Here is a 13,303-nt window from a genome sequence, read left to right on the forward strand (position 1 = left end):
TATGGATCGTCATGACTTAGCTTATCTTCGTGATTCAGCAACCCTACATTTTTTAGATGTTTCTTTACCAGAAACAGTGAAACACAAGGTGTATCAGCTGCTGAGCCAATATATTCCAATGACCGTTTGTCGGCAGGAAGATATGGATGCGAGACAAGTGAAGCTGGCGATCAACTGCTTGGTTGAGGGTTATAAATATCGTGTGGCGTGCTTAGTAGAGAAACACGAGATCGAGCAGATTACTCGACCACTTTCTCTACAGGCTTTGTTAGAAGCTGACTCGCAGATTCTACAGCGTAAACAGCTGAGTGATTTTGCAGACAACTTAGAACAATTGGGCTGCAAAGTATATGTTTATGGTTCCTATGCCTATAAGTCTCTTACGCAGGAGGCTTATGTCAGGCCGACTTCAGACTTAGATCTGTTGTTGTATCCACAGCATCAACATGATGTACCAGAAATTTTACAGTGCATTCAACGAGTCCAAACCCAGAGTTCTATGCGCTTGGATGGCGAGATTCAAATCCATCCGGACTGGCATGTGTCATTTAATGAATTAATTGCTGTTTTTCCTGAAAAGAACCAGCAAGTGATTGTCAAAGGAATTCAGCGTGTGGAGATGCTGAGATTAGAACAATTATTCGAAGGGAAGCTTGAATATGCAAATGCTACAACCGCATGAAGTTTTATGTCCGAACATTATCAGTACTGCTGAAACATTAGACCATTTGGCATGTATGGCGTTATTGGATGAAGCCAGTTTAGAACATAAGCCCGGTTTGGTTTGTCCAAGTTCGCAGGGTAGTCATTGTGATATGGACTTTAGCTTGTTCCAATGTAGTGTGGATGCTTTACAGGGCTATTTTCAGGCGCAATGTTTAAATGGGTATCGCGATGCCGATTTTGAAGAGATTCGACAGTGTGGCATTTTAGCTGAACAAAAAATGATGACTGCCACTCAGCAGATCAATACGCATAAAGGGGCAATTTTTAATTTGGGTTTTGCTAGCGCCGCAGTAGGGAAATGCTTAATAGCGGATAGTTCGTTGAATGCAGGCTCAATCAGTCAAAAAATTCAAAGCACTTGGCAGGATGAGCTGTTACATCATTTAGAGCGAAATCCCAACAGTCATGGGCAACGCATGCGGAGTCAATATGGCATCACAGGGGCGATTGAAGAAGTGGCTTCAGGTTTTAAAACGGTGATGGATGTTGCCTTGCCAACGTATATCGACATTTACACCAAAACGGCCAATGCACAGCAGGCTTCAATTCAGACTTTATTCAGTCTTATGGCTTATGTACAAGATACCAATATTGTTTGGCGCGGTGGTTTATCTGCCTTATATATTGTGCAGGATCTAGCTAAGCAGTTTTTGGTCCGTGGCGGTGTGCTACAACACAATTGGATGCAAGAGGTGGCTAAAGTGGAAGATTATTTCGTTCAGCATCGCTTAAGTCCGGGGGGGAGTGCTGATTTATTGGGGGTGACTTTATTCATGCTGAAGGTGGAACATGAATTTTGCAATCATATTTAGTGGGCAAGGACTCCAAAGCTTAGCGCATGTTCAAGAGCTGCTCACTCTGGCAGATGAGCTTCATGTATCAGATATTTTAAAGCAGCATTTGCCGCAACTCTTTTGTTCCGATTTAACCGAAGCGGATCTGTATCCGAATGAGTTCGCGCAGCCTTTTATTTTTGCTTTGCAATGGTGTCGTTGGCAAAAGTTAAAACCTGAGATTGAAGAGCTTATGAGCTTCTCGGGTTATTCACTCGGAGAGTTAAGTGCACTCATTTGTGCAACACAAACTGGTTTGGAGCAAGGCCTGTATTTAGCCCAGCAGCGTGCCTCGTTGATGTCTTCAGCCACTCAGCACGCAAGTGGCTTAATGGCTATTCAGGGTATCAATCTCAATACGCTTGAAGCGTTGTTGACTGAAACCTCAACTGCACTTTCCATCAAACTGAGTGATAGTAGTTTTGTCGTGGGTGGGGCTGATGCTAATTTACAGCAGCTGGCTCAGCAACTCGTATTGCGAGGAACACGATTTGTTAAACGCTTGAATGTTACTATTGCATCGCATACCGTATGTATGGATGCTGCGGTTCAGCCGTATCGGCAAGTTTTACAGCAGCAAGACTTTGCTCGTTTATGCACGGCCATGATTAGCGGTTCGGGCGGACATAAGTTTTTTAAGACTACAGATGCAGTGAATGCGTTGATTCACCAAATGAATCATGCGATTAATTGGGATGCCTGTTTAAGTGCAATACAAGAAAATCAGCCTGATGTCGTGTTAGAAATTGGGCCGGGCAGCGCCTTAAGTAAAATGCTATTAGAACGCAATCCAAATTGTATCGTACGTGCGGTGGATGATTTTAAAAGTTGGTCTGGGTTGCAGGCATGGTTAGAAAAACAGAACTTTGTATGAGTTTGATAATGCGTATCAAGGATTCAAAAATTAGCGGTACTTGAATATTAGGAATAACATTCAAATACCACACAATTTTTCGATGTATGCACAACATTTATACGCTAACGATATGATGTCATGCTTTTTATGTATTTGGGTTCAACGCATAGACATAGGCCTGTTGTATTTTCCCATTTTCTAAAGTGACTTCAGTTAAAACACGCTGATATTCACTTCCTTCAAACTCATCTAAGCTGTTCCACAGCGTATCTAATTGCTCTGAACTAAATATATATCCATCAACAGTTGGTCCATCTGGGCTTAGCATTAGCCCAGGAAAGCCAAGTTCTGCACCCCAACCCGCTTCCTTAAGCAAACCTTTCACAGAACCTTTGCTCCATGTACCGGCAATCACTTCTAAAATATGAGCATTCGGTTTGTTTGGCCCTAAAGTACCGTAGACAAATAAGTGTTGTTGCATGATGTAAATATTCCTAATGGGTAACAGATGGAGAACGAAGCGGTTTTATTGAAAAAATAACGATGAGTGCAATTAGAATCAGAAAAATATTTAATATAACGATGCCATTCCAGCCATGGCTTTGCCAGATATTTCCGCCATACGCACCCACAATGCTTGAACCTAAATAATAAAAAAGCAGATACAAGGAAGTGGCATGACCTTTATTGGATGTCGCGAGTTCTCCAACTCGACTGCTAGCAATGGCATGAGCAATAAAAAAGCCAGTGGTCACACAGCCAATCCCGAGAATAATCAAAAACAATGAGGCAGAAAGGGTAAGTAGCACGCCTAAGAGCATGCATGAAAAGCCCAGGATCATCATCTGCTTTTTGCCTATTCGGTCTGCAATATTGCCTGCAATCGAAGAGGAAATAATACCCAAACTATAAGATAAAAAAATCAGGCTAATCTGGGTTTGGCTTAAATGATACGGTGCTGCAAACAGTCTGAAGGTCACATAGTTAAACAGCGTGACAAATACACTGGTGAGTAAAAAGCCAATCCCATAGATTTTTAACAGCCGTATATGACTTAAGTGTGCATACCATGCATGTAGATGGAACTTAAAAGAGAGACCTTGCTGGGCAATGAAATTTCGTGAATTGGGTAAGAGTTTCAAAAAACCAAACGCACAGAACAGACAGATGACGCCGAGAATGGCCATGGAAATACGCCACGAGAAAAACTCGGTCAAAATGCCCATGCCAACACGTCCCATCATGCCGCCAAATGCTGTACCTGCAATATACAGTCCCATGGTTTTACTTAGGTTTTTGGGACTAATTTCTTCTGCAATCCAAGCCATCGCAACAGCAGGAACTCCACCTAGGACAAAACCTTCTAAGCTTCTTGAAACCATGAGCACATGCCAACTCGGTGAAACCGCGCATACCACATTGAGTATAGAAGCCAAAAGCATAGAGAAAAACATGAGGCCTTTTCTGCCCAATGTTTGTGAAAAAGCACTGGATAGCACGATCGACATGGCTAAAAAGCCTGTGGTTAAGGACAGTGCTAGCGCACTTGCGCTGGGTGCAATATGGAAGCTCTGACTTAAGTTCGGTAGTAAGGGTTGTACGGAATAGATCAGTGAAAAACTGGCAAAGCCCAACAAAAACAGCGCCATGCCCGCTCTTTTATATTCAACTGTACCTTTGCTGATGGTCTGTGGAATCGGCTGTTGAGGGGTAGACCAATCTTCTTCTAATGAAGAGCTCAGTTTCATGACTTGGCTGATTTAAAATGGAGAGAAGCTGTATTTTAAGAACTACATGCATATATGTATAATATATATAACTCAATAATGGTATAGCTTTAATATATGGAGCTGCGTAATATTCAATATTTTATTGCTATCGCGGAAGAGCAAAGTTTCTCTAAAGCGGCCTTACGTCTCGGCATAAGTCAGCCGCCGTTGAGTATGCAAATTAAAAAATTGGAAAGGGAAATTGGTGTAGAACTTTTTTATCGCTACTCTCATGGTGTAGCTCTGACACCAGCAGGGGAAACTTTTCTTAAAATGGTCTTGCCCGTTCAGAACCAACTGAAAAATGCGGTGAAATTGACCCAAAGTACGGCCAATGGCGAATTGGGAGAACTACGGCTCGGCTTTACAGGCACCTCAATTTTAAACTCTTTAATTCCAACAGCCATTCAAGCATTTCAGCAGCAATACCCTCAGGTGAATTTGGTATTAAAAGAAGCCAATTCTTTGATTTTGATTGAGAGTTTGTTGAATAATGAATTAGACATTGCGATTGTGCGACCACCTGCGCAGTTTCCTAAAGCCATTACGATTCGTAATTTGATCGATGAAAAATTGATTGCAGCCTTGCCGATTCAATATCCCGCAAAAGATGAGGTGATAGATTTGGCAGAGTTTAAGTATGAAAACTTTATTGTCTCACCACCAGAGGTGAGTGCGGGGCTGTATGCCGCGATTTTAAATAGCTGCCAACAGCATGGCTTCACGCCCAAAATTGGACAGCAAGCCCCTCAGATTGTTTCGATTCTATCGTTGGTTGCGGCGAATTTGGGCATTTCTTTGGTGCCTGAATCTACCCAACAGCTCAAAATTGAAGGGATTAAATATAAATACCTGAAGAATAAGACCGCGACGATTGGACTCGGTATTGCGTTCAAGGCGGATTTGCATAGCCAACCTGCAATCAACTTTTCCAGTTTATTGAATAGTATTGTGAGGCAGCATCATCATTTAAAAGGTTCGCTGTAATTCACTCTATGTCGTTTTAAATATGAAGTGTCAGCACGTCACTCGCGGAGTCAAATAGCCATTTAAATAGGATCAGAAAGTCAGTACTCGATTCAGCACCAAAGCATGCCTAGACGGCTAAATTTAAGCGATCTAGAGGAAAATATGCATAAAAAATGCCTATATCACTAATTTACGATTCTTTTTAAAGCTGCGTAATCCTTCAAGCATGAGGGTAAAAACTGCGAGCCAAATGGAGATATAGGTTGGCCATTCTGCTGAAGTAATGCTTTCCCCTAAGGCGATTGAAACGGCCACTAACAATATCGGTTCAACATAAACCAACAGTCCAAACAGGCTTAAGTTTAAATGCGGGGCAGATAAGGACTGAAATGCCAAAGCCAGTGCACTGATTAGTCCAAGTCCTGAAATGAGCCAAAGCGTATGTGAGCTTTCAGATAGGCTTTCTGTGACGATACTGCCTTGCATGATAAAGAAAATACAAACAGGGAGGCTCAACATCATGTCAAACCAAAGTCCGCCTATATTATTCGTCTTCGTTTTTTGTCTGAGCCAAAAATAGATTGGATAGCCTAAGCAAATCAGCAGAGTGGGCCAACTCAGTGTTTGAGAAATGGTCAAGAGATTCAAGATCCCGAGCACTGCAAAAATACAGGACAGTTGCTGAAAGCGTGACATTCGCTCTTTAAAGGCAATCCGACCGACAATCACCATGCTAATCGGCATCATAAAATAACCGAGTGAAACATCCAGTCCATAGCCATGACTGGGTGCCCACATAAACAGCCACAACTGAATTCCAATTAAAAACGAAGATAAAATTCGCGTTAAAAAGAAAAAGCGCTCTTGGTAGAAACGGCGATAAATAACAACCACCTGAGACCAATTGCCTTTGAGCCAAATAAAAAGTGTTAGACATGGAATAGTCAATACAATGCGCCAGCCGTAAATTTCTGTACCTGCCAGCGTGCCCAAAAGTGAGGTATAGGCAAACATTAAAGCAAATAATACCGAGGCCGTGATATTTAAGCTAATGCCAAGTGCTGTATTAGGATGCGTAGACATAGGCGGTTCTTAAGCTGTATCAATGTATGATATTTTATTGCAATACTCTTGATAAAATAGCTTGTAATCATTAGCTTGAATGAGAAAATTTCTCGTAGGACGCTACTCATGCAATTGGATAAATTTGATTTCGCTTTATTGGAGCATTTGCAAAAAGATTGCTTAACGCCACTCCGAGAATTGGCTGATTTAGTGCATTTATCAACGGCCTCGGTACAACGTCGCATTCAAAAATTAAGAGACAGTGGCTATATTATTGGCAATACCACGGTGCTTGATCCAGACAAATTGGGACAAGTGATTACGATTTTTGTCGAGGTTCGTGTCAATCAAACCCACGTGACAGACCTTGACGAGTTGAAAGCAAGTTTTTCAATTCCAGAAGTACAGCAGTGCTATTACGTAACAGGTGAGGCGGATTTTATGTTGGTACTCTTGGTGTCAAGTATGAGTCGGTTTCAAGCCTTATGTGATCAGCTTTTTCATCATAATGCCAATGTGCAATGGTTTAAAACCACTGTTGTGTTAGAACGGATCAAAACAACTTTAGAGGTGTCTTGTCAGCCATAACTTTTATTCTCCTTTGTATATTACACCTTATATTAAATGGCTAAAGGGTTTGCTTGAAATAGGAAAAGAGAAGAGTCGTTTCTAAATTTTTATGCACTCAAAATAACGCCATGATGGGATTGGCTTCTATTTAAATAGCGAATTTATTTTCTAATTTTGATGGCTTTGTACCCGTAAAACTTGAGAAGGTGGCACGCTGTTATAGTTTTTTCAAGCCTTACTGTAGCTACTCATTCACACCAAACTAGCTGAAAATTTGACTCAAGAAGGGATCACAATCTTGATGGTGGCGTAATGTTTATAACACAGCAACTAAATACAATTTCTGAATTGGTTGAGGGGCAGGGTCTTTCGGATCAACTGCAACATCTACTTGCGCAGCAGTATTTAAACTTAGAAGCGACTTTGCTGCGTGCTAAAGTTTTACGAGATTTTTCAAGCGCTAAAGTTCAGTATATCGTGCAGTCTGCCATTCAAGCAGAACACGCGGAGGTCGCATTTTTATTTGCGCCTTTTATCTTGGCAAATTTGAACCATCCTGTGATTTATAGCAGCCCTGCAACGCCAACCGTACTCAATATCCTCAATCGTTACTATCAAGCAGAGCAAAAACAAAACCTAAAAATAGATGATGTGCTTGAGGCACTCAATGTTTATTTAGATTTGAGTGACAGCGTATTTAATGATGTCGATTTTTTCTATTTTTCATTGATCAAAGCACTATGTCGAACTGATGTCTCTCAGATTTTTTTAGTGACATCATTGGTGCTCAATACACAAAAACTCACAGAGCTGGAACAGTTTTTTAAAGTCAAAATTAACTATATTTCTACCCATCCACAAGATGCCATTATCGACAGTAGTGAATGGAATATGCGGAAATTGTTCTTTAAAAACAAAGATCAGCAATATATCGATTTATGTGAAAAATTCGCCACATTGAATGCGCAGTTACTGTTGAGTTATGGCAGTTATAACCAGCAGCAAGCGACCCAGTTGGTTGAAGATATGTTCTATGCCGAGCATATTTATGAAAAGTTATCGGTCTATGCCGAGTATATGCAGACCTGTTTACAACATGGCGTGTCCCGAAAGCAGGCGACTTTTTTCGCCTAACTTACATTTTTGATGCGCCATTCAAAACAGCTTTTCTTTCATATTGATGCATATACCTAGGTCATCCCCATGTTTTTATATACAGACTTTGATCAAAATTTATTGAATGAACGTGTCGCACAGTTTCGCGACCAAACCCAGCGCTATTTAGAGGGAAAACTGACCGAAGAAGAATACCGTCCATTACGCTTACAAAATGGTTTATATATTCAGCGTTATGCACCAATGCTACGTTTGGCAGTGCCTTATGGCTTAATGAACTCAGCACAACTGCGAAAGGTAGCTGAGGTTGCGCAGACGTATGACCGTGGTTATGCGCACATTTCAACACGTCAAAATATTCAATTGAATTGGCCGCAGCTTGCAGATGTCCCCGATATTTTGCAGGAACTCGCTACGGTATACATGCATTCTATTCAGACCAGTGGCAACTGTATTCGAAACACCACCACAGACCAGTATGCAGGTGTAGTTGAGGGCGAGCTTAAAGACCCGCGTCCCACCTGTGAACTGATTCGCCAGTGGAGTACCTTCCATCCTGAGTTTTCATTCCTACCACGTAAATTTAAAATTGCGGTTTGTGCACACCCTGAACAAGATCGTGCTGCCACAACTTTCCATGATGTTGGGGTCTATCTGGTAGAAAATGAAGCGGGGGAGTTGGGTTATCAAATTAAAGTCGGTGGTGGGCTTGGACGCACCCCTTTAGCGGGACATGTCATTAAGCCATTTTTAGCCCGTGAAGATTTAATTGCCTATTTAGATGCGATCATGCGTGTCTATAACTTGCATGGTCGCCGTGATAATAAATACAAAGCACGTATTAAAATTTTAGTGAAAGCCCTGACTCCAGCGGGCTTTGCAGAAAAAGTGGAAGCTGAGTTTGCACATACTCAGACTTTGCTCAAAGTTCAGCCCAGTGTTTTAGCGCAAATGGATGCCGTATTTCGACCGTTTGCCTATGAAGCTTTAGATGCGGAAAATTTTGAGGCGTTGTTCCAACAGTATCCGAAGTTTAAACACTGGTTCAATATCAATACCCATGCACATAAAGTCGCGGGCTACCGCATAGTCACAATCAGCTTAAAACGGGCGGGTGTAGCACCGGGCGATATGACTTCCGATGAAATGCGTTTAATTGCAGATTTGGCTGACCAATATACTTTCGGTGAGCTGCGAACCACGCATGAGCAAAATATTGCCTTAACCGATGTACGCCAAAAGGATCTGTTTGAACTGTGGCAAGTCTTAGATCGTGGCAATTTGGCTCGTGCGCATATTGGCTTTCTGACTGACATGATTTGCTGTCCGGGCGGCGATTTTTGCTCCTTGGCAAATGCCAAATCCATTCCGGTGTATGAAGCAATTGCTCGCCGTTTTGATGATTTGGATGCTTTATATCATTTAGGCAAGGTTGATTTGAACATTTCAGGCTGTATGAATGCGTGTGGACACCACCATGTCGGCAATATTGGCATCTTAGGTGTCGATAAAAAAGGCGCTGAATATTACCAAATTAGCTTAGGCGGTAACTCAGATCATGATGCGTCCATCGGTGATATTTTAGGGCCATCATTTCCTGCAGAAGATATTCCCGATGTGCTTGAAGAAATTCTGAATACTTATCTGGATTTGCGTTTGGAGCATGAATCTTTTTTAGAAACCTACAAACGTGTCTCGATCCAGCCGTTTAAAGATCGGGCTTATGCGGACATAAATTGAGATGTTGGACGACCGAACTCGGCTGAAGAAGTTAAAAACTGCGAGCTGCCAAATCATCATTATTTTGGCTGTTTGGAGCTGTGCTTATGTCTTGCAAAAGCTGTTGAATTTACCTGTGGCATCAGGGGTACTTGGTTTTTTTCTGCTGTTGTTCTTACTTGAAATGAAATGGTTGAAATTAGCCCACGTTGAACGCGGTGCTGATCTGTTACTGGCTGAACTGCTGCTGTTTTTCATTCCGCCAGTGGTTGGCGTGATTCAATATCAGGATTTATTGATTGCCAGTGGTTGGAAAATTCTGCTGGTGATTTTAATCAGCACCGCTTTGGTAATGATGGTTTCTGTATATAGCGTGCGGTTGTTGTTAAAGCAGCCAGTGCTAAATCAAGAATCAAAACAGGAAGATCAGTATGACTGAATGCTGGGGGCTTTTTTACTTGGTTTGGACTGTGCTGTGCTATTTCATGGCAAAGCAGCTTTTTGTTCGAACACAAAAAGTCTATTTATCCCCCATTATTGTTGTTCCTAGCATGAGCATCATACTGATCTTTCTTTTACAGCATCAGTTCCAAGACTATTACTTTTATACCCAATATTTGGTGGCCATGCTCGGCCCAATTACGGTGGCTTTTGCGATTCCTGTATTTCGTTATCGCCGCATGATTCAGCAACATTTTAAAGTGTTGCTCTTCAGTTCCAGCCTCGCCATGTTGGTGGGTATTTTCAGCAGTTGGTTTTTGGCGAGCCTATTGGACTTTGATGACATCGTTAAAAATAGCCTGTTGGCGCGTTCCATTTCGATTCCTTTTGCTTTGGTGCTCACTGAAAAAGTGGGGGGCTCCATCAGCCTGATTCCGCTCTTTACCGTAATTACAGGTTTGGTCGGTATGTTGTTGGGAGACCTCCTCTTGCTTTGGATCAAATATAAAAATCACCTTGCCTCGGGCGCAGCACTGGGTAATGCCGCACATGCTATGGGCATAGCTCGGGCAAGACAGCGGCATGAATTGGAAGGCGTCATTGCCAGTCTCTCGATGATTATTTCAGGAATCATTATGGTGCTATTTGCGCCATCGCTGATTGTAGTGACGAAGTATTTACTTGGCTTTATATCTTTTTAAATCAATAAGGAATCGAATATGAATCCTATGTCACATGCAAAGACAATCTTAAGTCCCAAAAGCTATCTCGCGGCCTTTGTCTTTATAGTACTCATGGTGGCGGCTGCCTATGGACTGAATGATCGTGAAATTATTCTGCCTGAAATGGCGGCGATGGCCGTTGGACTGTGGGTCTATCGAGATAAACAGTGGCTCAATCAGCCAGATAAAATTTTTATTTTACCGAGTCTGACTGCTGTTATCGGCTTCTGTATTAATTTGATGCCGATTTCATATCTGTTCAAACTGGTTTTGGTTCTCTGTGCTATGTTGCTCGTGATGCGGATGTTTAACTATATATTACCGCCCGCACTGGCCACGGGTTTCTTGCCGATTGTGACCCAAGCCTATGAAATATCGTTTTTGATTTCGATTTTTGCCACCAGTTTTATCCTAATGTTGGGTGTTGTGCTCTTTAAATTGAACCAAGGCGTGGAGAGAAAAGGCAATTTTGATCGACGAAAAATAGGTGTGTATGCCAGTATTACTTTAATCGGTTTTGCACTCGCTGCTATTTTCAAGATTGAAGCGATGGCACTGATTCCACCCATTACAGTGGTGCTGTATGAATCATTAAATATGATGATGTATTCGTTGAAAATGTGCCTTAAGCAGTTTGCTGTGTTGACACTGTCGATTTCAATGGCCGTGCTTATGCAGTTGTGGATTCAAGATTGGATACTGCTCACCCTTATATATATGCCCTTGATGTTTCTTTTGCTTAAGCTCTTTGATATGCGCATTCCTGCGGTATACGCCTTTCCATTTTTGGTTTTTGTCTTTCCACAAGACAGTGTGATGTATTTACCTATGGCATCTGGCCTGATGGCTGGTTTTTCACTTGGTTGTGTCTATGTCTATCGCACCTATTTTCAAAATATGGGTGCTGAAAAATCCTATACCTAGCTTGAGAGGAATGACATGATCCGATCTGATCATGTCATTTTATCTCTGGGATGGTGATATTTACCGTATGGGCAGTGAGTCTCTTCAAAGAAAAAGATGCTTTAAATCAGCCTTGATTTAAAGCATTCAACTTTTATTCAAAGGCTTCTGGGTAAATACATTGGATCAAGGCATCTAAGGCATTTTGAATACGCTCATTGATTTCAAATGAACAATTGATTCGAATATGATGTGGGATATTATCCGTTTGATAAAATAATGAACCGGGCGCAATGCTGATATTTTTCTCTAAGAGCTGCTCATAAATCAAATTGCCATTGATCTGCTCGGGCAAGGTAATCCAAAGAAAATAGCCCGATGGATAATAATGAATTTGATAATCTTCAGACAAATGTTCAGATAAATAAGTGTAATACTGATTTTTGAGACGTTTTAAGGTGTTACGCAAAGTTTTTAAGTGCTTTTCATAGTGTCGATGCGATAAATAATCGACCAAGGCATTTTGAATAAACGAGTTGACGGAAAGCGTGCTCATCAGCTGTAAATGCTGAATATGCTCCGAAAATTTACCCGCATATACCCAACCAATCCGAAAACCCGCACCTAAAGTTTTTGAAAAAGAAGAGCAGTGTAAAACCAAATTTTTCTGATCAAAGTATTTCATCGACAGCGGCTTTTTATGATCAAAATAAAGCTCTTCATAGACATCGTCTTCAATTAAATAAATATCGCGCTCATGCAATAGCTTTGCCAGTTGGTATTTGATGTCGTCACTGACCGTAAAACCAATAGGGTTGTGACTGTTGAGCATCAGCAAACAGACTTTAATTGGGTAACGTTCAATCGCATCTTTAAAAGCCTCAAGGTCAATACCGTGTTCTTCATGTTCAGGAATACTAATGACTTTCAGTCCCAAATGTTCAGCCGCTTGCCATGCACCATAAAATATTGTTTTTTGAAGTAAAATATAGTCACCCGGTTGGGTCATGGCTTGTAAGGAGAGGTTTAAAGCATCTAATCCGCCCGAGGTAATTACGATATCGGACGGGTCTGTTGGAATCCCTTGCATACAGTAGCGCTGCGCAATCAGTTTCCGCAGCTCAAAGTTCCCGGGAGGTAAACTTGGCATCTGTTCATAACTAAGACGGTGTTTGGCACGTTGTCCTAACGTTTGCATCAGTTTGGCAGAGTAGAGTAGTTGACTGTTGGGAAAGGCAATGCCAAAGGGAACCATTTGTTCAGATTGGATCGATTTTAAATATCTGAAAATTTTAGAGTTGATTTCAATTTTTTCGTTGAGAATGACACTATTGGAGTTGCTTTCTGAGCGCGCATCGCCTGTAACAAAGTAACCGAGTTTTTCTTGTGAATAAATCAGCCCTTGCGCTTCGAGTTCCTGATAGGCATTCATCACCGTCATTAGGCTAAAACCCGATGTTTCAGCTTGTTGACGAAGTGAGGGCAGTTTATCGTGGGCTTTCCAAAAACCACTTTCAATCAAATGTTTCAGGCTGAGCGCAAGTTTTTCTGATTTATACATATGGGTTCGCTGCAATTAAAAGGCACAGGACATGTATTGAAAGTCCCGTGCCT

Annotated in this window: 14 protein-coding genes; 10 read left to right on the forward strand and 4 right to left on the reverse strand. The window is 41.6% G+C overall.

Annotated features, from left to right (window positions below; translation table 11 throughout):
• Position 1: 1 nt before the first annotated feature.
• From mdcG to JZ787_RS12925, 3 genes are read left to right on the forward strand one after another with little or no spacing between them, the layout of a single operon-like run.
• Positions 2 to 682 carry a malonate decarboxylase holo-[acyl-carrier-protein] synthase gene (gene mdcG, locus JZ787_RS12915; protein ID WP_346312528.1) on the forward strand — a complete coding sequence of 227 codons (681 nt, stop codon included), beginning with the start codon at positions 2 to 4 and terminating at the stop codon, positions 680 to 682.
• Entirely contained in the window at positions 660 to 1,538 is an 879-nt protein-coding gene (mdcB, locus tag JZ787_RS12920; protein ID WP_346312529.1) for a triphosphoribosyl-dephospho-CoA synthase MdcB, read from the forward strand. Before mdcG ends, mdcB begins: the two co-directional genes overlap by 23 nt.
• Complete coding sequence (locus JZ787_RS12925; RefSeq protein WP_346312530.1) at positions 1,516 to 2,433, forward strand: acyltransferase domain-containing protein; 918 nt, start codon at positions 1,516 to 1,518, stop codon at positions 2,431 to 2,433. The genes mdcB and JZ787_RS12925 overlap by 23 nt, the downstream gene beginning before the upstream one ends.
• A 127-nt stretch (positions 2,434 to 2,560) precedes the next feature.
• On the opposite strand, the gene JZ787_RS12930 is transcribed toward JZ787_RS12925, so the two are convergent.
• Together JZ787_RS12930 and JZ787_RS12935 are read right to left on the reverse strand one after the other, a co-directional pair.
• Positions 2,561 to 2,896 (reverse strand): gamma-glutamylcyclotransferase family protein, encoded by a 336-nt coding sequence (locus JZ787_RS12930; protein WP_346312531.1) that lies wholly within the window; start codon positions 2,894 to 2,896, stop codon positions 2,561 to 2,563.
• Between the two features lie 13 nt (positions 2,897 to 2,909).
• A complete protein-coding gene (locus tag JZ787_RS12935) occupies positions 2,910 to 4,163 on the reverse strand; it encodes an MFS transporter (RefSeq protein WP_346312532.1) in 1,254 nt (417 codons plus the stop codon).
• Between the two features lie 96 nt (positions 4,164 to 4,259).
• Here JZ787_RS12935 and JZ787_RS12940 point away from each other — a divergent pair, with 96 nt between their 5' ends.
• Positions 4,260 to 5,171: a LysR family transcriptional regulator gene (locus tag JZ787_RS12940; RefSeq protein WP_346312533.1), complete on the forward strand. Its 912-nt coding sequence runs from the start codon at positions 4,260 to 4,262 to the stop codon at positions 5,169 to 5,171.
• Between the two features lie 159 nt (positions 5,172 to 5,330).
• Here the strand turns inward: JZ787_RS12940 and rarD are convergent, their stop codons facing one another.
• Complete coding sequence (gene rarD / locus JZ787_RS12945; RefSeq protein WP_346312534.1) at positions 5,331 to 6,236, reverse strand: EamA family transporter RarD; 906 nt, start codon at positions 6,234 to 6,236, stop codon at positions 5,331 to 5,333.
• 108 nt (positions 6,237 to 6,344) lie between these two features.
• Here rarD and JZ787_RS12950 point away from each other — a divergent pair, with 108 nt between their 5' ends.
• The 6 genes from JZ787_RS12950 to JZ787_RS12975 all read left to right on the forward strand — a co-directional run bounded on the left by JZ787_RS12950 (position 6,345) and on the right by JZ787_RS12975 (position 11,710).
• The gene (locus tag JZ787_RS12950; protein WP_346312535.1) at positions 6,345 to 6,806 is read left to right on the forward strand and encodes an Lrp/AsnC family transcriptional regulator; all 462 of its coding nucleotides are present in this window, start codon (positions 6,345 to 6,347) and stop codon (positions 6,804 to 6,806) included.
• Positions 6,807 to 7,100: 294 nt separating this feature from the next.
• Positions 7,101 to 7,922, forward strand: a complete 822-nt coding sequence (locus tag JZ787_RS12955; protein ID WP_234965404.1) for a hypothetical protein — start codon at positions 7,101 to 7,103, stop codon at positions 7,920 to 7,922.
• A gap of 69 nt (positions 7,923 to 7,991) precedes the next feature.
• Positions 7,992 to 9,644, forward strand: coding sequence for a nitrite/sulfite reductase (locus tag JZ787_RS12960; protein WP_346312536.1), 1,653 nt, complete (start codon positions 7,992 to 7,994; stop codon positions 9,642 to 9,644).
• 1 nt (position 9,645) lies between these two features.
• Positions 9,646 to 10,062, forward strand: a complete 417-nt coding sequence (locus tag JZ787_RS12965) for a CidA/LrgA family protein (protein WP_234951298.1) — start codon at positions 9,646 to 9,648, stop codon at positions 10,060 to 10,062.
• On the forward strand, positions 10,055 to 10,765 hold the full coding sequence (locus tag JZ787_RS12970; protein WP_346312537.1) for an LrgB family protein: 711 nt from the start codon (positions 10,055 to 10,057) through the stop codon (positions 10,763 to 10,765). Before JZ787_RS12965 ends, JZ787_RS12970 begins: the two co-directional genes overlap by 8 nt.
• Before the next feature lie 18 nt (positions 10,766 to 10,783).
• Positions 10,784 to 11,710: an HPP family protein gene (locus JZ787_RS12975; protein ID WP_346312538.1), complete on the forward strand. Its 927-nt coding sequence runs from the start codon at positions 10,784 to 10,786 to the stop codon at positions 11,708 to 11,710.
• 133 nt (positions 11,711 to 11,843) lie between these two features.
• Here JZ787_RS12975 and JZ787_RS12980 read toward each other — a convergent pair whose 3' ends face one another.
• Positions 11,844 to 13,250, reverse strand: coding sequence for a PLP-dependent aminotransferase family protein (locus tag JZ787_RS12980; RefSeq protein WP_346312539.1), 1,407 nt, complete (start codon positions 13,248 to 13,250; stop codon positions 11,844 to 11,846).
• Positions 13,251 to 13,303 lie beyond the last annotated feature (53 nt).

Origin of the sequence: Acinetobacter sp. BWR-L5, from assembly GCF_039655985.1 — a bacterium.
In the GTDB taxonomy this organism is placed as follows: Bacteria; Pseudomonadota; Gammaproteobacteria; order Pseudomonadales; family Moraxellaceae; genus Acinetobacter; species Acinetobacter johnsonii.

Bases quoted from the DNA above. Each gene is read 5' to 3' on its own strand.
- mdcG (WP_346312528.1), top strand. From the start codon at position 2: ATGGATCGTCATGACTTAGCTTATCTTCGTGATTCAGCAACCCTACAT.
- mdcB (WP_346312529.1), top strand. From the start codon at position 660: ATGCAAATGCTACAACCGCATGAAGTTTTATGTCCGAACATTATCAGT.
- JZ787_RS12925 (WP_346312530.1), top strand. From the start codon at position 1,516: ATGAATTTTGCAATCATATTTAGTGGGCAAGGACTCCAAAGCTTAGCG.
- JZ787_RS12930 (WP_346312531.1), bottom strand. From the start codon at position 2,896: ATGCAACAACACTTATTTGTCTACGGTACTTTAGGGCCAAACAAACCG.
- JZ787_RS12935 (WP_346312532.1), bottom strand. From the start codon at position 4,163: ATGAAACTGAGCTCTTCATTAGAAGAAGATTGGTCTACCCCTCAACAG.
- JZ787_RS12940 (WP_346312533.1), top strand. From the start codon at position 4,260: ATGGAGCTGCGTAATATTCAATATTTTATTGCTATCGCGGAAGAGCAA.
- rarD (WP_346312534.1), bottom strand. From the start codon at position 6,236: ATGTCTACGCATCCTAATACAGCACTTGGCATTAGCTTAAATATCACG.
- JZ787_RS12950 (WP_346312535.1), top strand. From the start codon at position 6,345: ATGCAATTGGATAAATTTGATTTCGCTTTATTGGAGCATTTGCAAAAA.
- JZ787_RS12955 (WP_234965404.1), top strand. From the start codon at position 7,101: ATGTTTATAACACAGCAACTAAATACAATTTCTGAATTGGTTGAGGGG.
- JZ787_RS12960 (WP_346312536.1), top strand. From the start codon at position 7,992: ATGTTTTTATATACAGACTTTGATCAAAATTTATTGAATGAACGTGTC.
- JZ787_RS12965 (WP_234951298.1), top strand. From the start codon at position 9,646: ATGTTGGACGACCGAACTCGGCTGAAGAAGTTAAAAACTGCGAGCTGC.
- JZ787_RS12970 (WP_346312537.1), top strand. From the start codon at position 10,055: ATGACTGAATGCTGGGGGCTTTTTTACTTGGTTTGGACTGTGCTGTGC.
- JZ787_RS12975 (WP_346312538.1), top strand. From the start codon at position 10,784: ATGAATCCTATGTCACATGCAAAGACAATCTTAAGTCCCAAAAGCTAT.
- JZ787_RS12980 (WP_346312539.1), bottom strand. From the start codon at position 13,250: ATGTATAAATCAGAAAAACTTGCGCTCAGCCTGAAACATTTGATTGAA.